This is a genomic window from Rhizobium sp. SVR5-9E, assembly GCF_056755095.1.
The window spans coordinates 1-17,977 of record NZ_JBNDHS010000108.1; the positions used below are offsets into that span (position 1 = coordinate 1).

Below are 17,977 nucleotides of genomic sequence, written 5' to 3' on the forward strand. Positions count from 1 at the left end.
GATGGACGGAGGCGGCTCTTGACGCAGGGCGAGCCGTTCCTTGAGACGCCGGACGGCCGCTTTGTGGTGGTGCGTGCTCGCCTTTGGAGAAAGGCCGACCCGCACCTGCCCTAAGAAGGCAGGCAGCGCCTGGCGTCGGAGCTGTTATTGCTCTTGAAGAGAGTCGAACCGCTGACCCTGTTGTTACGATCTGGGGCCCAGAGGGGACCGGCTTTTGGTGTCAGGGAGAACGATAGCGCAAGCGCGCCCTTTCGAATGCGCTCTCGTTGGTCATCCTCTGGTATTGTACTAAACTTCAATGCGCCGATTTCGGTGAGCTGGACTCAAGCTACCACTGCCAAGCCGGCGAAGCGCGCAAGCGGGCTACGTCGCGCGCCGGGATTCTCCAAAGTGGCGGCGATATTCGCGACTGAACTGCGACGAGCTTTCGTAACCCACGCGGAAGGCGGCAGTCGTGACGTCGATGTCTGGACCAGCATCTGGCTTTCGTGGTCTTTCTACATGTTGTCAGCTTCCGTCGAGGTTTTGCGGGTTACGTTCCCGCCGCCCTTCAAGCCCCACTTCCATCCGCTGATTGCAGGCATGTCATCGCCATATTGCTCGATATACTCGCGATGCTCGATCAGCTTGGCATGTAGTGCCTGCTTGAAATAGGCGGCACGAGCACCGAGCTGCGGCAGCCGGTCAATGACGTCCTCGACCAGATGGAACCGATCAAGCTCATTCATGACCACCATGTCGAAGGGCGTGCTTGTCGTGCCCTCTTCCTTGTAGCCGCGCACATGGAGATTGTGGTGGTTGTGCCTGCGGTAGGTGAGCCGGTGGATCAGCCATGGATAGCCATGAAAAGCGAAGATGATCGGCTTATCTTTGGTGAACAGTGCATCGAAATCAGGGTCCGACAGTCCGTGAGGGTGCTCTTCCTTAGGTTGTAATTTCATCAGGTTCACAACATTGATGACGCGCACCTTCAGCTCGGGCAGATGTTCACGGATCAGTTGGACCGCGGCAAGTGTTTCGAGAGTCGGAACATCGCCGCAGCATGCCATGACCACATCCGGCTCGCTGCCCTTATCGTTGCTCGCCCATTCCCAAATGCCAAGGCCGATGGTGCAATGCTTGACGGCCTCCTCCATGGTCAGCCATTGCGGCGCGGGCTGCTTGCCTGCGACGACGACATTGACGTAGTTGCGGCTACGCAGGCAGTGGTCCGTCACCGACAGAAGCGTATTCGCATCCGCCGGCAGGTAGACGCGGACGACGTCGGCCTTTTTGTTGACGACGTGGTCGATAAAGCCGGGATCCTGGTGACTGAAGCCGTTGTGATCCTGCCGCCAGACATGGGAGCTCAGGAAATAGTTCAGCGAGCCGATCGGCCGTCGCCACGGGATCTCGTTGCAGACTTTCAACCACTTGGCATGCTGGTTGAACATCGAGTCGATGATGTGGATGAAGGCTTCGTAGCAGGAGAAGAAGCCGTGGCGACCCGTCAGAAGGTAACCTTCCAGCCATCCCTGGCATTGGTGCTCGCTGAGAACCTCCATGATGCGGCCATCGGGCGAAAGATGATCGTCTTCCGGATAGATCTCGGCCATATAGCAGCGGTCGGTGACTTCGAGCACGTCCTGCCAGCGGTTGGAGTTGTTCTCGTCAGGGCTGAACAGGCGGAAGTTCTTGCTTCCGAGGTTTGCCTTCATCACGTCGCGCAGGAATTTTCCCATCACGCGGGCCGATTCCACCATCGTCGCACCGGGGCTGGGAACCTCCACGGCATAGTCGCGGAAATCCGGCATCTTGAGATCACGCAGCAGCAGGCCGCCATTGGAGTTGGGATTGTCGCTCATCCGGCGATGGCCTGTGGGCGCCAACGCAGCCAATTCGGGCTTGAACCGGCCATCCTCCTCGAAGAGCTCCTCGGGCCGGTAGCTTTTCATCCATTGCTCGAGGATGCGAATGTGCTCCGGCTTGTCCATCTCGCCCATGGGGACCTGATGCGACCGCCAGTAATCCTCGCATTTCTTCCCGTCGATCTCCTTCGGGCAAGTCCATCCCTTTGGGGTTCTATAGACGATCATCGGCCATGCGGGCCGCTTGACCTTGCCCTTCGTACGGGCATCGGCCCAAATCGCCCAGATTTCGGCGATGACAGTGTCGAGAGTTCCGGCGAGCTGCTGGTGAACCTTGTCAGGATCATGCCCCTCGACGAAATAGGGCTTATAGCCCATGCCCTCGAAGAATTTCTGCAATTCCTCCTTCGGGATGCGGGCGAGGAAGCATGGATTGGCGATCTTGTATCCGTTGAGGTGAAGGATCGGCAGAACGCAGCCGTCGCGGGCTGGATTGAGGAATTTATTGCCGTGCCATCCGGTCGCCAGCGGGCCTGTCTCGGCCTCACCGTCGCCGACAATGCAGGCAACGATCAGGTCCGGATTGTCGAAGGCTGCGCCATAAGCGTGGCTCAAGGCATATCCAAGCTCTCCACCTTCGTGAATGCTGCCGGGCGTTTCCGGCGCGACATGGCTCGGTATCCCACCTGGGAAGCTGAACTGCTTGAACAGTCTCTTCATGCCTTCCTTATCTTGGCTGATATTAGGATAGACCTTGCTATAGGTTCCTTCCAGGTAGGCGTGGGCGACAAGCGACGGTCCGCCGTGGCCCGGGCCAATCACGTAAATCATGTTGAGGTCATCGCGCTTGATGACCCGGTTTAGATGGGTATAGAGCATGTTCAGGCCCGGAGATGTTCCCCAGTGCCCCAGCAGGCGCGGCTTTATGTGTCCGCGTTTCAAAGGTTTTCTCAGGAGTGGATTGTCGAGCAGGTATATCTGGCCGACCGAAAGATAGTTGGAAGCTCTCCAATAGGCATCGACCAAATGAAGTTCGTCGGTCGATAGGGGTTTTTCTGTTCGGGTACCGTCTGCTGCAGATTGCCTGCTAACTGCCGTCTCAAGCGAAGCCATCGAAGTCTCCCTGATGATGTCGGACTGTTATTGAGAACGATTTTCAAAGATTCCAGATGCGATGCTCAACGAAATAGAAGCTACGCAGTAGCGCATGAAGCATGCAGTCTTGGAATATCGGTGGTAGCTATGCCTCTAGAGAGATTTCCAGCACGCAACGCCTCGCCCATACATGAAATCTTGTGTTTTAGTATTGCATAATACTAAGCTGGTGCCACAAAAAATAAACGAGCGCCGCTTTGCCGTGTAGCTTTTTCTGCCGTTCCGTCGGCCGCCTCCCTACGAAACCGGGCACGGCTCGGCGTTCCAAATTGAGATTGCATATTCCGCAATCGTGCGATCGCTGGAAAACCTCCCTGAACTTGCGATGTTGAGGACTGTCTTCCTCGTCCAGGCGTCCGGCTTGGCGTAGAGTGATTGTAGCCGACGATCCGCCTCCATGTAGGAGGTGAGATCCGCCAAGTGCCTGTAGGTGTCACCGCCGGCCAGAAGTATATTGCGCATCGCGTCGACGAGCGCAGGTTCGTGACGAGAGAAATGACCCGACAAGATCAGGTCCAGAACGCTGCGGGTCTCCGGCTCGTTCTCATAATGCCACCAGGGATTATACCAGCCCTGGCTCGCGGCGACTTGTTCCGCGGTCAATCCGAAGAGAAAGAAGTTCCCCTCGCCTGCTGCCTCGGCCATTTCGATGGTTGCGCCGTCGCGGGTGCCGAGGGTCAAAGCGCCGTTCATCATGAATTTCATGTTGCTGGTGCCGCTGGCTTCAAATCCGGCGGTCGAGATCTGGTTCGATACGTCGCTCGCTGGAACCAGGCGTTCCGCCACCGAGACGCAGTATTCCGGCAGGAATACGACCCTGAGACGATTACGCACTGCGGGGTCGCCATCTATCGTATCGGCAATATTATTCAGAAACTTGATGATGAGCTTTGCCACGTGATAGGCGGGCGCGGCTTTTCCGGCAAAGAAGAAAGTGCGGGGCGGCATGTCGATATCCGGGTTCTCGCGAAGCCGGTTGTAGAGCGCCACAATCCTCAGCCCGTTGAGCAGTTGCCGCTTGTATTCGTGTATGCGCTTGATCTGACAGTCGAAGATCGTATCCGGATCAACCTGGATGCCCGCTTGCGATTTCAGCCAATCCGCAAAACGCAATTTCGCGTGGCGCTTGGCAGCGCGGACTGCGTCGACGAATGCGCCGTCATCGGCAAGCGGCTTCAGCCTCTCAAGATCGTCGGCTTTCGTAATCCAGCGGTCGCCGATGGCGTCGGTGATGCAATCGGCAAGCCCCGGATTCGATAGAAGCATCCAGCGTCGTGGCGTGATGCCGTTTGTCTTGTTGTTGAAACGGTCCGGATACAGTTCCGCCAAATCCTTCACCGTCACGTCGCGCAACAGCCTTGAGTGTATCGCGGCAACGCCATTGGTGCTATGGGAGCCGACAATCGCGAGATGCGCCATCCGGACGAGGTGACTGTCGCCATGCTCGACAATGCTCATCCGTGAGACACGGTGATTGTCTCCTGGCCAGCGCGCCATCACCTCGTCTCTCAGCCGGCGATCGATCTCCAGAATGATCTGCAGTTGACGCGGCACCAGCATCTCGAACCATCGGAGCGGCCATTTCTCCAGTGCCTCGGGAAGCAGGGTATGATTCGTATAGGCGAGCGTGCGCTTCGTGATGTCCCAGGCCTCGTCCCAGCCCAGCTGAGCTTCATCAAGCAGGACGCGCATCAGTTCGGCAATGGCCATGCTGGGATGCGTGTCGTTGAGCTGGATCGCGACCTTGTCGGGCAGGCTATTCCAGTCGCGATTGTTCGCGCGAAAACTACGGATAAGATCCGCCAGCGAGCATGCGACCAGAAAATACTCTTGGACGAAGCGCAGGCCTTGGCCCATGCTGGTGGAATCGTCTGGATAAAGGACGCGAGTGACGGTCTCCGCCGTCAGGCGCTCGGCCAACGCGCTGACGAACTCTCCGGCGCTGAACTCCTGGAAGTCAAAACTGTCGGGGGCGGCGGACGCCCAAAGCCGCAATGTGTTGATAGTTTTGCCGCCATACCCGACCACCGGTCTGTCATAGGGTATGCCTAGCAGCGTCGATGGTGCGCCGGTGATTGCTTTCAAGTTCCCGCCACGCACCTCGAAGGAGCATCCGAGCTCGACCGTCACCGCCAATTGGGGGCGCGCGACCTCCCAGGGATCGGGTCTGCGCAACCAGTTGTCGGGCTGCTCAAACTGCCAACCATCTACGATCGTCTGCTTGAAGATGCCGTATTCGTACCGCAGTCCGTACCCCATACCGGGCAATTGCATGGACGCTATGGAGTCCAGGAAGCACGCCGCCAGCCGTCCGAGTCCGCCATTGCCGAGACCAGCATCCGGTTCCTGCGCCAGGATTGCCAACTCGTCCAACTGGTGATCTTCGAGGAACTGACGCGCGATCGCATCGAGCCGCAGGTTGAGGATGTTGTTGCTCAGCGACCGGCCGATCAAAAACTCCATCGAGAGATAATAAATGCGCTTTGGATTTTCCCGGCTGTAGGTCTCTTCGGTTTGCTGCCACCGTTGAGACAGGATATCGCGAACGGAGCGGGCCATAGCTTCGTACCGCTCGCGGTTTCCAACCGCGGATGGGGCGAGCACGTTGTCGAAGAGCAGATGGCGCTCGTAGAGGGCATTGTCGCCGCCGCAGAATTGAATCGGCCCGCAACCATATTGCTGTAGGAGATCCTCCGGCGCATCGTTCTGCGGAAGGCCAGTCGGAAGGCTCGTGGGTTTGCTAGTCATGCCCCTTGTTCCCCGATATTCGTTGCTTCCCAACGTCGTCAAGACGTTGCACCCTCGTCAGCGAAATAAAGCAGGTTTCGAGCACGCTGGTCGCGCCATGTTGGCAAGCCGCGTTAGCGGAATTCTAGTCGTCAATGATACCAGCATTTCGGCTCAAGCTCCGAAGTGGGCTATGGTCAGAAAAAGATAAACCTGTTGCCCGTCATCTTCAATTGGCGGGTATGTGTTTGACAAGAATAATTGAATTAGCTTTATATAATGTGCGGTGCGGGTGCATCAGATATGATCGCAGGGGCACGCCGAGATGTCGTTTCTCAAGGCCGTGCGCAGCCAATCGCGTCATGTCGTCAGCGTGTTTTCTCCCGTCCTTCTATCTGATCGATCCAAGTCGGCTTCCGTCGGTGTGATACTCAAGAACAATATCATAGGGGCTGCGCGGCGTGCCGGGCTCGGAGAAGTTGATGCAGGTAATTGACCTTTCGGCGAAAAGAGCAAGGACATGGTTCCCTCTGCTTGTGACCAAAAGTCACGTCCCTTCACCCGAAGGGCCGAAACGCAAGTGGAGGACGGTAAGGCCGTTGCGGCCAATGCGAGCCTGGCAGGACCAAAGCCGGGGTAGGACGCGAGGCGCTCTCTTTAAGATCGTCTTGGACTGGATCAGCGAGTTGCGCTCGTCCGGTGCCGACGGTAACGCACCGCTCTTCCCCGCGCCTTCCAGCACCGATGGCCAGGCAGTCCGCAACAGACATTCGAATTTCTCTCATCAGCCGCCTGTGAGAAAGATCCTTGCGCCCGCGGCCGATCGCGCTCGCGTGCAACGTTTCACACCCCAAGCCATCCGCTCGACCATTGCCCAGATGATCGCGGATTGGGGGCCACGGCCGACGAGCGAAAGGCTCTAAGCAGAGCCTCGGCCATGAGCACTATCGCACGACCGAGATGTATTACGGTGCCCTGGAGGAAGGCCGCCAGCACGAACTCGTTCAATCGATCCGGCAGCGCGGCGAGAAATCGCTGCACCACGACCTTATGCTGCCGCTCTCCAAGGAGCCCGAAACATTAGGGCCGGGCCGGACTTCTGGAGATGCTGAAGCCTTACAAATGGAGGACGTCGAAACGGTGATGTAAAGACTGACGAGTTGCGGAAGTGAATGATGTTGTATTAGGCGCAGCCTCATCATTGGCGGCGATCACCCACTATCGATACTGGATCCCTATCGCAGTCAGTGGAGCGGAAAATCAACGTACGGATGACGGAAATGTATACGGCATTAACTCCGTTTCTGATATTCTCGCAGTTGATACAGATGGTTAAGAATTCCAACGGGCGATTGCGAAGCTGGCGATGATAAAGGCTAGCGACGACACCCGCAGCGGCTTCCCAATTGACGTCGGTTCCCGCGATGTGCACTATGAACGTTGGGAGTGAACGCTTACCGGTCAATGCAACTACTGCGCCGGTCCAAGCTCATCAAGGCATTGCAACCTCAAGGGGCGTGGCATGTCGTTTTCGATCCTTATAAAGTTCATCTAGTCACAGTGGGTGCACGCCACCCGAACAGAGTGTCAGCATTCGTCGGCATCACCGGAGGGAAGGCACAATGTCAAAGACGATGAAGGCCGCCGTCGTGCGGGAGTTCAAGAAGCCGCTGTCCATCGAGGAGGTGCCGATCCCCGAGGTCGGTCAGGGCCAGATCCTTGTGAAGATCGAAGCTTGCGGCGTTTGTCATACGGACTTGCATGCGGCCCACGGAGATTGGCCGGTGAAGCCCAGTCCGCCATTCATTCCGGGGCATGAAGGCGTGGGGTCCGTCGTCGCGGTGGGCGGCGGCGTGACAGCTGTGAAAGAGGGCGACCGCGTCGGCGTGCCGTGGCTTCACACGGCCTGCGGACATTGCCGGCACTGTCTCGCCGGCTGGGAGACCTTGTGCGATCTGCAGAAGAACACCGGCTATTCTGTCAATGGCGGGTTCGCGGAATATGTGCTTGCGGACCCCGATTATGTCGGCCATCTGCCAGCCGGCCTTGATTTTGAAGCGGCGGCCCCGATCCTGTGCGCCGGGGTCACCGTCTACAAGGGGTTGAAGGAGACCGACACGAAACCCGGCGACACGGTTGTGATTTCCGGCATCGGCGGGCTCGGCCATGTCGCGGTTCAATATGCCAAGGCAATGGGCCTCGAGGTCATCGCTGTCGACATAGCCGACGACAAACTCGAGCTGGCCCGAAAAATGGGTGCCAGCACCGTCATCAACGCCAAGACGGCCGACCCCGTGGCCGAGGTTCGTCGGCTTTGCGGAGGAGCCCAGGGAGTGCTTGTCACGGCGGTCTCGCCGGTGGCCTTCCGGCAAGGCCTTGGCATGCTCGCGAAGCGCGGCACGATGTCTCTCGTCGGGTTGCCGCCAGGCTCGTTCGAGCTTGACATTTTTGATACCGTCCTAACCCGCAAGACCATCAGAGGTTCGATTGTCGGCACCCGGCTGGACTTGGCCGAATGCCTTCAGTTCGCGGGCGACGGGAAGGTGAAGGTCCACTACTCGACCGAGCGTCTCGATGACATAAACAGCATCTTCGACCGGATGCGGCAGAACAAGATCGACGGCCGGGTCGTGATGAAGATCTGATCGCGATGCGGCCTAGAGCGCTTCTTCGTCGCGGAAACGCTCTATTTCATTGTTTTCCTGCATTTCCGGGCGGAAAGCTGCTTGGAACCTTTCCTGCATTTCCTTGAACCATGCCAGCCTGAACTGATCGCAGAGTAGGTCTTCGACAACAGGGAGATAGCCATGCACAAAGGCCTGTCGGAAGGACATGAAGGGGTCTCCAGAAGAGAGCTGCTCGTCATGATGGGCGCGGCCACTGCCCTTGCGAGCTACAGCAATTCCGCAAGGGCTGCCGACCGGGAAGACATTGTGATCGAAGCGGTCGCGCCGGGCGAGGACGTCTTTGCCTATGTCAGCAGGAGAACCGGAGGATTTGATCGGACAGTCTACCAGCAGGTGATCGGCGCGGCGAATGACTTCAAGGAGGGAGATCACGCCATTGGAGTCGGGGCCGCGGATGAGACGACACGGAAGAATGCCCGCGCATTGCTGACAAACACGAAAATCAAGGATCTCTACGAGCACCCTCTGTTCGAGGACGATCTGCAACGACTGATCTGGCAGACCACCGACCAGTCCCAGTATGCAAAGGTCAAGGACTGGACCATGGGCCAGTTGAAGGATTTTCTCCTGACCCGGTCGGAGGTCGACATCAAGGGCGTCATGAATGGCCTGACCAGCGATACGATCGGCTGCGTGCCGAAACTGATGAGCAATGAAGAGCTTGTTGTCCTGGGTCAGAAAATCTTCAATGTCCTGCCGGGCACCCAAATGGGGGCCAAGGGATATATGGGGGCCCGCATCCAGCCCAACTCTCCCACGGATCATCCCGACGATGTGGTCTGGCAGGTCTTCGATGCCTTTTCCTACGCGACCGGCGACATCGTCATCGGAACCAATCCCGTGGACAGCACAGTTGCAAGCGTCGCTACGGTCGAACGGGCGCTCAAGGACATCGTCGATACGTTCCAGCTGGGCGACGTGATCCCCTGGTGCGTGCTTGCGCATATCGATGTTCAGGCCGAGGTGAGCGAACATTACCCGGCAACCGTTGCTACGATGTTCCAAAGCCTTGCTGGAACGGACGATTGCAACAAGATCTTCGACATCACGAACGACAAGATCCTGAAATATGCGACCGCGAAGAAGGGCGAGAGATACGGCCTCTACTTCGAAACCGGCCAAGGCTCGGAATTCACCAACGGCGTCGCAAACGGCGTCGACATGATGGTGCTCGAGTCCCGAAAATATGGTTTCAGCAGAGCGGTCGGGTTGGAGCTTGCAAAGGTGCAGCCGATGGGCGCCTGGCTTCACGTCAACGATGTCGCCGGCTTCATCGGGCCCGAGGTCTTCAAGAGCCGCGAGCAACTGGTGCGGTGCTGTCTCGAAGACATCGCTATGGGCAAGCTCCACGGGCTGACCATCGGCCTCGATATCTGCACGACGCTGCACATGACGGTCAGCCTGGACGATCTGGATTGGTGCCAGGACCAGATCATGCCGGCCAATCCGGTCTATCTCATCGCGCTGCCCACGAAGAACGATCCGATGTTGAGCTATCTCACGACGTCGTTCCAGGACCATGTTCGGTTGAGGCAAAGATTCGGCTTCAAGGTCAATGATGTGATGTGGGATTTTTACAAGCGAATCGGGATCGTTGACGAGAACGACAATTACACGACGAACTACGGCGATCCTCTCTGGGTGTACTACCAATACCGCCTCGCCAAGGGTGACGCACGGTCCAGGGACGCGGTCTACGCGGAGGGCCGGCAGAAGATGAGCGAGGTGGCGGCGAGGGGCGTCGACCTCGCCACCGGGCACGGCGAGAATATCTGGGATCTCAACCCCGAGCTCGCAGCCAAGGTCAGGGGGCTCTATGATGATGCCAAGCAGTCTCTTTGGGCCGAGCTCTCGCCCGAGTTCATTGCCGCCGTTCCCAATGTCGTTCCAATCCGCAGCTTGTCCCGGGACCGCAACGACTATATCGCCCATCCAACGTCAGGCGAAGCACTGAGCCCGGGAGCGATCGCGGACATCAAAAGACTAAGGGATTCCTGGGGGGGTAATCTGCCCAAGGGTCAGATCGTCATCTCGGACGGCCTGAACGCCAAGGCCATCATGGACGACGGACATCTCGCACCCTACCTTGAGGAGATGCGCGGGCTGCTTGCCGAGGCGGACGTACCAATGAGCGACAGGAATATCCTTGTCACCGGCGGAAGGGTGCGGGCCGGCTACAGGATCGGCGAGCTGCTCTTCGAAAACGCGGACCCCAACAGCTTGCGAGGCGTTCTTCACATCATAGGCGAACGTCCCGGCACCATGCACCACGCCTATTCGGTCTACATCACCGTTGCCAGTGGCAGGCGTTGGTCCGAGAAGGGCATTGACCACGATATTACAAAGCTTGTGAGCAATGTCGCCGACACCGCCTTGCCGCCCAGGGAAGCGGCAATGGAAACCTTGATGATCATCCGAGAAATCGTCGGTAAGAACGTGAACGGCAGCCGGCGCTATCGGACATAGCGCCGAAGGGGACGAACTAGGTCGTGTCGCCGCAACCCCTGAAGCGGCCGCCATAGAAGCACTTTCGGACCGATTTCGATGCGCGCTGTGACGACCGAAGGATGAGCGACCAGACAACTTGGGAGAGCCATTCAGTCATGAGAGCTACCCGATAGTCCGCCTTTGGCGGATATCGTTGAAGTCGGAGTTTGAGCCTCCGCGACGGTCTGCGCGAAGTTTTCAGGGGAAGAAGGCTCTGACCCGGCGCGCCCTCCGGAATCATAATCCGCCCCTTTCTCATCCAAGACCTTGCTCCCCGCGTCCAACGCAATCCAGTCAAGCGGCGATAAGCGCGAACGTGTGCCGTGCGATCATCAGTTCCTCGTCGGTCGGCACGGCATAGACTGCGACCTTGCTGTCATCGCTCGACACCAGCAACTCGCCGGCGTTATTCCGCGCCGGATCGAGGGACGCTCCAAGCCAGCCGAGCTTTTTGACAATCCGCTCGCGCATCACCGGCGAATTTTCCCCGACGCCAGCCGTGAAGACAAACGCGTCCAGTCCGCCGAGCGCTGCCGCCAGCATGCCGGCATTGAGGCTGATGCGGTGGACGAAATGGTCGAGCGCCAGCGTCGCGCCGGGGTCGTCGCTGGCAAGCAGATCGCGCACATCGTTGCTGATGCCGGAAAGTCCCTTCAGCCCGGATTCCTTGTAGAGCAGATCATGCAACTGCGCAGGCGTCATGCCCTGCTGCTGCAGCAGATAGAGCAGCACACCGGGATCGATCTGGCCGCATCGCGTGCCCATCGGCAATCCATCAAGGGCCGTGAACCCGAGCGTGCTCTCGACGCTTCGCCCCTCAAAGAGCGCGCACATGGACGCGCCGCTTCCGAGATGGGCGACGATGACGCGTCCCCCGCCAACGTCCGGCGCGATCTCGGCCAGCCTTCCGGCGACATATTCATAGGACAGCCCGTGAAAACCATAGCGTCGGACACCCTCTTCGAAATACTGCGCGGGAATGGCGTAGTGGTCAGCCATCGGATCATGGCCGCGATGGAAGGCGGTATCGAAGCAAGCGACCTGTGCAAGCTGCGGCTGGCGCTCCAGCAGCACACGGATCGGCGCAAGATTGCTCGGCTGGTGCAACGGCGCAAGCGGCGTGTAGCGCTCCAGTTCGTGCAGCAGGTTTTCGTCGATGCGCGCCGGGCGCATGTGGTTCGGGCCGCCATGGACGATCCGGTGGCCGACGGCAATCAGGTGGCCCTCGTGCCGCTCCCGCAGCCATTCGCCCACGAGGCGCATCGTTGCAGGCAAATCGGGAAGGGCCTCGTGCGGATAGTTTTCATTCGCCAACTGCTCGCCGCTGGCACCCTTGATGGCCAGGTGCGGCGCGGTGCCGATCCCTTCCATCTTTCCCTTGACCAGTCGCGTGAGCGAACCCGAGATGGCGAAGACCTCGAACTTCAGGCTGGAGGAACCGGCATTTACGACGAGGATGGTGTCCATGGCATCATCCTCCCTGTATCGGTGCCGTGCGGCGGCGCGCATCGGCCAGCAGGACGCCGACGGCGCAGGAGGCAAGGCGCGCCCGCACTGAATCCGCGCGCGATGTCAGGATGATCGGCACGCGCGCACCAAGGACGATGCCGGCTGCGTCCGCCTTCGCCAGGAACGTCAGGTTCTTCGCCAGCATGTTACCGGACTCGAGATTGGGAACGACGAGGATCTGGGCGCGGCCAGCGATCGGCGATTGGATGCCCTTTATCCGCGCGGCCTCCGGATCGATCGCATTGTCGAAGGCAAGCGGTCCGTCAAGGATGCCGCCCGTTATCTGTCCGCGCTCGGCCATCTTGCAAAGAGCAGCGGCCTCGATCGTCGAAGGGATCTTCGACGTGACCGTCTCAACCGCCGAAAGGATCGCCACGCGTGGCGTGCCAAGGCCGACCTGGGTGAAGAGATCGATCGCGTTTTGAATGATGTCGCGCTTGGCATCGAGATCCGGCGCGATGTTGATGGCCGCGTCGGTAATGAAGAGCGTTTCCGAATGGTGCGGGACATCCATTACGAAGACATGGCTGATGCGCCGCGCCGTCCTCAGTCCCGTGGCCGATGAAGTCACGGCCCGCATGAGCTCATCCGTGTGCAGGCTTCCTTTCATCAACAAATCAGCACCGCCTTCGCGGATGATCTCCACCGCCTTCGCCGCCGCCGCGTCGCTATGCGGCGTGTTGACCAGCTCGAATGGCGAGATATCGAGGTCATGCGCCTTGGCGACCGCGCGCAGCTTTTCCGCCGGCCCGACAAGGACCGGGCGCATCAGCCCGACCTCGGCTGCCTCGACAGCCCCGCGCAGCGATGTCTCGTCGCAAGGATGGGCGACGGCGGTCGTCATCACAGGAGCCTGCTTGGCCTTGGCGATCAGCCGCTCATACTTCTGATGCGGCACGGCCTCTTTCCCAACGTCATGTAAATCCTGCATTTTCACACTCCATGTTGAAGGGCTGGTTCAGGCCCTCGGCTTCAGCATCTTGTTGGTCAGCTCGTGCGGCGAACAGCCTTCACCGGTGTGGTCTTCGCCGGCGGCGAGACAGGTTCCGGCAGCGACTCTCCGGAAAGGCCGAAGACCCCGACAATCCTCTGCCAACGCTGTTCGGCTTCGCCGGAAAGCGCGCCCCCCGCGTTCAAGACCTCACGGAGGGAAGACAAGGCCTCCCGGCAAACACTCTCCTCTACCGGCAACAGCCGTGGGGTCGCACTCACGGCAGCCTCTTCGTCGATCAGCAGCATGAGGAACTGGTCGCGGATCAAGGTCTTGAACTCCGCCAGCGTCATTGCCGGCATTCCGTCCTCGGCGCGCCGCATCCGGTGGATGGCGGCAAATCCACGCTCATCGGCTGCACCATTGGCCATGGCGACGTAGAGCAGGTTGCGCGCCAAGCCTTCCAGGTGACCTGGCGCGTGGGTAATGATCGAGACGACGCCGGACTCCGGAAAATAGGCGTGGCTGATAGGCCTCTTCGGAGCTTCCAACTGGTAGTGAACGGAGAGATCGACCCGCTCGGACGCCTCGATGACTGCCGAAGCTGTCTCATCATCGAGTGCGGCAATGAGTAAATTAGCCGTAGCATTGCGATTGGACATTTCATGCTCCCGGGGCGAGAGCAGATTGTGCCAGGAGCGGCTGACGCCCATTGCCGTTCCATGTTGCAGACTACGCCTTAGCAAAGGCTTCGGCAAATCTGATTGTCCGGTATCGTACTAAGCTTTTGGTTGGTCGAGGTAACAACCTCATGCGATGGTACGCAATCAGACGGCGATCCTGTTTCCCGCTGCCCAGCGTTAAGCGTACCGTTTTTGCATCAGCCCAACGCATGCAACGGGTGTCGGCCGCTTGAGAGACAATCTGCTCTTGCTCCAAGCGGAGGAGGAGAACTGTCATGTCTCTTTTCGAACTACTTTCCTACAGTGACGAAGAGATAGAGCCTGTAGCATCCGCGCTCAGTGACTGGCTGGCGACAAACCACGTCGATCCCCAATCCGAACGCGGCCGGACTGCGTTGTCTAGGGCCATCCTGCTCGTCCGTCGGGTGTTGCACCGCCGGATGATATCGTGGCCGGTCTTGCTGCGATAAGAGCCGACCGCTGGTTTTTCTTCGTCCACGACATGCGAACCAAGAGCTCACGGATGACAGCCGGTTTTGGCTGAAGTCTGGAACTTCCAACAGCGCCGCCGTTGTTAACCGCTCATCATCTCACGAGGCGCGGTTATGGACGACGGACACTGGGCCACCATTGTAGAATTGCAACTGCGGCCCGGTGCGCGGTTCGAAGTCATCACAGGAACACGGGCAGCCCTGACATTGCTAACATCGAGGGCGTTGGTGCACGGATCATTCAGCGGTCTTGATGTAGGCGAACGGCGATCTCAATAGCCGGTCTGTCTCAGTCATGCCTTTCAAACACAATTCCGCCCGCCGTCATCTGATCGGGAAGATAAAATTCAAGGTGACGAACTGGCCGGAATATAAGGCGGGCCTCCGCCGACGTGGCAGCTTGACCCTGTGGCTGGCGCCGGAGGCGGTTGCCATGTGGGTTGCTCCACGACGAACAACGCGTGGTGGCCAGCCTCGCTATTCTGATCTTGCCATCGAGACAGCCTTGTCCCTCCGCATGGTGTTCGGACTGCGGCTACGCCAAGCCGAAGGCTTCCTGGAATCGGTGTTGCAATTGATGGGGTTGGCACTCTCCGTCCCCGATCATACCACGCTCAGCCGTCGGGCACGGACATGGCAATCGCCCAGCAAACGGCGGGATCCTCAGTTCCTCTGGACGGACGGGTGCATGTTCTTGTCGATAGTACAGGCCTTCAAATCTATGGCGCGGGCCAGTGGCTGAAGGAGAAACATGGCGCCAAATCCCGTCGCGGTTGGCGCAAACTGCATCTGGCGCTGGATGCTAATAGCGGCGAGATCATCGCCCACACAATGACCGACCAGGACACAGGCGATGCCTCGCAGGTGGGGCCACTTCTCAATCAGATCGACGGTCCAATCGGACGGTTAACCGCCGATGGTGCCTATGATGGAAAGCCCACCTACGACGCGATCATCAACCACAGTGCCGATGTTGCCATCATCAGTCCGCCACGGGTCAATGCAGTCGAGCCGGCCAGGAATCGATCTCCCGGCCAAAGGGATCAGCATATCGCCGCGATAAGCATAGACGGGCGGATGAACTGGCAAGCTTCCACCGGCTACGGCAAGCGTGCGCGGGTCGAGACCGCCATCGGCCGATACAAATCCATCATCGGACCGCGTCTGCGGGCTAGGTCGTTTCATGCTCAGCAGACGGAAGTCGCCATCGGCTGCGCCGTCCTCAACCGCATGCTTGCCTGCGCCCGCCCGAAATCCGCTCGCCGCAAGGCAAAGGTAGCCTAGCCAACGTCATCAAAGATAGAGATCCGTCATGCTCCAGATCCGTGCACCAACGCCGCCTTGAACACGATCACTGGAAACTGCTACCGAACAAGAAACGCTAAGGCTCATCATCGAAACCCCATCCACGTGCGACTCTCCCGTCATGTAATACAGGTGAATACAACTCGAGAAGGGATTGACCGACTCATCTGTGTGAGCTCTCCTTGCCCCTGGCTTCTCGTGATTCTTTCTCTAAAGAACAGGTCTGATGCTAAGGTCTTTTGAAACCCGCCTTGATTTGAGAAGCCCAGTTGGGATCGAAGCCGATAATACTTTGAAGGCGTATTCGGCTTTGATGAGCAAGGCGGAACGCAAGATACTTGCAAAGCTACTATCTGGAAGGTTCTGGACAGGCGACCTGCACAAATCGATGTACCGCCCCCTTGGAATAACAGCGACCCATTTAGATATGGCCTATCGGCAACTTTCGGCTCGCTTGTCATGTGCTCGCGAGGTCGGAAAATGGCGCGAGCGAGAGCTACGGCTCAAGATCAAGAGTAAGACCGTCGATATCAAGAGAAAGACGCAGCAGTTGGATCGTACAAAAAAGCTCCTTGGCAACCTGAGGCAGGAGCTTGCCGCGGTGCGCGAAAAGTTGCGCAGCCTTCGCGAATTGATTCCATCGATTGCGGCCGGTCCGCTCCGCATTCGGACGTTAAAGGCACTTCTAGATCGATATTACGCCAAGAGAGAAGCGTGGCAGCGCGCTCAAACCCGTAAACTAAAAATGAAAGAAGCACTGCATTGGGATAAGCGCCGTTTGGGGCACCTCACGCATCAAATTGAAAAATGCCGCTTGCAACAAGAGCGACCGGCCCTTTGTTTCGGATCCCGCAAGCTCTTTCGCAGGCAGTTTGCGTCATCTGTCATTCGCCACGGGCAGAGTCATGAAGCTTGGCTGGCGGCTTGGCGTGCAAAGAGAAATAATGCGCTAACGTTCGAGGGCGACAAAAGTCGCCAGGGTGGCAATCCTTTTGCTCGGTTGAGCGAGAACGCCAACGGCACGTTCAACCTCGAACTGAGATTGCCCATGGCGCTGGCCCGAAATGCCACAAAATCCTATGAAGTGCGCGGAAGAGAAATCAATGCCGTCGATTTCCATGACTTATCTTTCAATCATGGTCGGGATGTCATCAAGGCCGCGCTGAAAGCCCGCCGACCGATCACCATAAGGCTAATACGCGATGATAGGTCCTGGAGAATTGTGGTCACGGTCCGCGACGATTTGCCCGTCGCAGACGCTCGCATCGGCGACGGTGCACTGGGTGTTGATTTAAACGCCAGACACCTTGCCGCCGCAGTGATTGATGGAAATGGCAACCCCACCCGCATCATGACTGTGCTGTGTTCCACGAGAGCAAAGTCGGCCAACCAATCAACCGACATTCTGTGTAAGGCTGCCCTAAAGATCGTGCGAACGGCACAAATAGCGGGTCTCCCGATCGTTGCCGAGCTACTCGATTTCACTCAAAAGAAAGCGTTGCAAGAAAAGTGGCGCGGCCCGAAATATTCACGGGATCTATCTCGCTTCGCCTATGGCAAGTTCAATGCAGCTCTTATTTCTGCCTGCGCTCGCAACGGCGTCGGGCTAATAAAAGTGAGATCTTACCACTCGACACGCGTGGGGCAGAGTTCATTTGCGAGACGTTATGGGCTTACCTCACACGAAGCGGCGGCGGTTGTCATAGCCCGCCGTGCAGTTCTTCATCCTGCGCGTAATGTGATCCTGTCCCGGGACGATTGTGCCCCGGGCACGTCCTATCCATGTCACCCGACCGCGACCCGCGAGGAAAGGAAGGCATGTATGGAAGGGCTCGATCCGCAGGCGAGGGAGATGAAGGTAAACGGCGCAATCAGCGCACGGTTCGTCGAGAGGGCTAATCTCGACCCGCCATTAAATCGTTTCCACGGTGGGCGCACCGGGTGACCAGTGCATGGGCCGGTCGGCTTCAAAGGAATGTTTCCGGAGAGCCACGTTAGTCGGAGAGTCAAGGGCTGGACTTACCGCCGCGTCAAGCGAACTACCCCGGACACCCCGGAGCCGAATTACGAGGTCTATTCTTCCCCGAAACGCGCAATTATGTGCAACGCGTCATGGAGAACTATGAGGTCTACAAAGCGCGGCTGGGACAAACGC

10 protein-coding genes and 2 pseudogenes are annotated in these 17,977 nt (G+C 58.4%); 5 read left to right on the forward strand and 7 right to left on the reverse strand.

Features of this window, described 5'->3' with window-relative positions:
- Nucleotides 1-323 precede the first annotated feature (323 nt).
- The 3 genes and pseudogenes from ACPYOJ_RS29705 to ACPYOJ_RS29715 all read right to left on the reverse strand — a co-directional run.
- Nucleotides 324-465, reverse strand: a pseudogene (locus ACPYOJ_RS29705) (helix-turn-helix domain-containing protein); the annotation flags it as partial.
- A 32-nt stretch (nucleotides 466-497) separates the two neighbouring features.
- Nucleotides 498-2,960 (reverse strand): phosphoketolase family protein, encoded by a 2,463-nt coding sequence (locus ACPYOJ_RS29710; protein WP_481419452.1) that lies wholly within the window; start codon nucleotides 2,958-2,960, stop codon nucleotides 498-500.
- A 279-nt stretch (nucleotides 2,961-3,239) separates the two neighbouring features.
- Nucleotides 3,240-5,750, reverse strand: coding sequence for a glycogen/starch/alpha-glucan phosphorylase (locus ACPYOJ_RS29715; RefSeq protein ID WP_481419453.1), 2,511 nt, complete (start codon nucleotides 5,748-5,750; stop codon nucleotides 3,240-3,242).
- A 939-nt stretch (nucleotides 5,751-6,689) separates the two neighbouring features.
- Here ACPYOJ_RS29715 and ACPYOJ_RS29720 point away from each other — a divergent pair.
- Both ACPYOJ_RS29720 and adhP read left to right on the forward strand, forming a co-directional pair.
- Entirely contained in the window at nucleotides 6,690-6,878 is a 189-nt protein-coding gene (locus tag ACPYOJ_RS29720) for a hypothetical protein (protein ID WP_481419454.1), read from the forward strand.
- Between the two features lie 473 nt (nucleotides 6,879-7,351).
- A complete protein-coding gene (gene adhP, locus ACPYOJ_RS29725) occupies nucleotides 7,352-8,374 on the forward strand; it encodes an alcohol dehydrogenase AdhP (RefSeq protein WP_481419455.1) in 1,023 nt (340 codons plus the stop codon).
- A gap of 12 nt (nucleotides 8,375-8,386) precedes the next feature.
- Here the strand turns inward: adhP and ACPYOJ_RS29730 are convergent, their stop codons facing one another.
- Nucleotides 8,387-8,563, reverse strand: a complete 177-nt coding sequence (locus tag ACPYOJ_RS29730; RefSeq protein WP_481419456.1) for a hypothetical protein — start codon at nucleotides 8,561-8,563, stop codon at nucleotides 8,387-8,389.
- Here ACPYOJ_RS29730 and eutB point away from each other — a divergent pair.
- Entirely contained in the window at nucleotides 8,537-10,882 is a 2,346-nt protein-coding gene (gene eutB, locus ACPYOJ_RS29735; RefSeq protein WP_481419457.1) for an ethanolamine ammonia-lyase subunit EutB, read from the forward strand. The genes ACPYOJ_RS29730 and eutB overlap by 27 nt on opposite strands.
- Before the next feature lie 315 nt (nucleotides 10,883-11,197).
- On the opposite strand, the gene ACPYOJ_RS29740 is transcribed toward eutB, so the two are convergent.
- The 3 genes from ACPYOJ_RS29740 to ACPYOJ_RS29750 are packed head-to-tail and all read right to left on the reverse strand — an operon-like array spanning nucleotide 11,198 to nucleotide 14,005.
- Nucleotides 11,198-12,370: an acetate/propionate family kinase gene (locus tag ACPYOJ_RS29740; RefSeq protein ID WP_481419458.1), complete on the reverse strand. Its 1,173-nt coding sequence runs from the start codon at nucleotides 12,368-12,370 to the stop codon at nucleotides 11,198-11,200.
- Between the two features lie 4 nt (nucleotides 12,371-12,374).
- Nucleotides 12,375-13,343 carry a phosphate acetyltransferase gene (locus ACPYOJ_RS29745; protein ID WP_481419459.1) on the reverse strand — a complete coding sequence of 323 codons (969 nt, stop codon included), beginning with the start codon at nucleotides 13,341-13,343 and terminating at the stop codon, nucleotides 12,375-12,377.
- Nucleotides 13,344-13,399: 56 nt separating this feature from the next.
- Entirely contained in the window at nucleotides 13,400-14,005 is a 606-nt protein-coding gene (locus ACPYOJ_RS29750; RefSeq protein ID WP_481419460.1) for a hypothetical protein, read from the reverse strand.
- An 807-nt stretch (nucleotides 14,006-14,812) separates the two neighbouring features.
- On the opposite strand from ACPYOJ_RS29750, the pseudogene ACPYOJ_RS29755 reads away from it, so the two are divergent.
- Together ACPYOJ_RS29755 and ACPYOJ_RS29760 are read left to right on the forward strand one after the other, a co-directional pair.
- Nucleotides 14,813-15,801 (forward strand): annotated as a pseudogene (locus ACPYOJ_RS29755) (IS5 family transposase).
- A gap of 247 nt (nucleotides 15,802-16,048) precedes the next feature.
- Nucleotides 16,049-17,767, forward strand: coding sequence for a nuclease/transposase family protein (locus ACPYOJ_RS29760; protein WP_481419461.1), 1,719 nt, complete (start codon nucleotides 16,049-16,051; stop codon nucleotides 17,765-17,767).
- Nucleotides 17,768-17,977: the final 210 nt, after the last annotated feature.

Bases quoted from the DNA above. Each gene is read 5' to 3' on its own strand.
- ACPYOJ_RS29710 (WP_481419452.1), bottom strand. From the start codon at position 2,960: ATGGCTTCGCTTGAGACGGCAGTTAGCAGGCAATCTGCAGCAGACGGT.
- ACPYOJ_RS29715 (WP_481419453.1), bottom strand. From the start codon at position 5,750: ATGACTAGCAAACCCACGAGCCTTCCGACTGGCCTTCCGCAGAACGAT.
- ACPYOJ_RS29720 (WP_481419454.1), top strand. From the start codon at position 6,690: ATGTATTACGGTGCCCTGGAGGAAGGCCGCCAGCACGAACTCGTTCAA.
- adhP (WP_481419455.1), top strand. From the start codon at position 7,352: ATGTCAAAGACGATGAAGGCCGCCGTCGTGCGGGAGTTCAAGAAGCCG.
- eutB (WP_481419457.1), top strand. From the start codon at position 8,537: ATGCACAAAGGCCTGTCGGAAGGACATGAAGGGGTCTCCAGAAGAGAG.
- ACPYOJ_RS29730 (WP_481419456.1), bottom strand. From the start codon at position 8,563: ATGTCCTTCCGACAGGCCTTTGTGCATGGCTATCTCCCTGTTGTCGAA.
- ACPYOJ_RS29740 (WP_481419458.1), bottom strand. From the start codon at position 12,370: ATGGACACCATCCTCGTCGTAAATGCCGGTTCCTCCAGCCTGAAGTTC.
- ACPYOJ_RS29745 (WP_481419459.1), bottom strand. From the start codon at position 13,343: ATGCAGGATTTACATGACGTTGGGAAAGAGGCCGTGCCGCATCAGAAG.
- ACPYOJ_RS29750 (WP_481419460.1), bottom strand. From the start codon at position 14,005: ATGTCCAATCGCAATGCTACGGCTAATTTACTCATTGCCGCACTCGAT.
- ACPYOJ_RS29760 (WP_481419461.1), top strand. From the start codon at position 16,049: ATGCTAAGGTCTTTTGAAACCCGCCTTGATTTGAGAAGCCCAGTTGGG.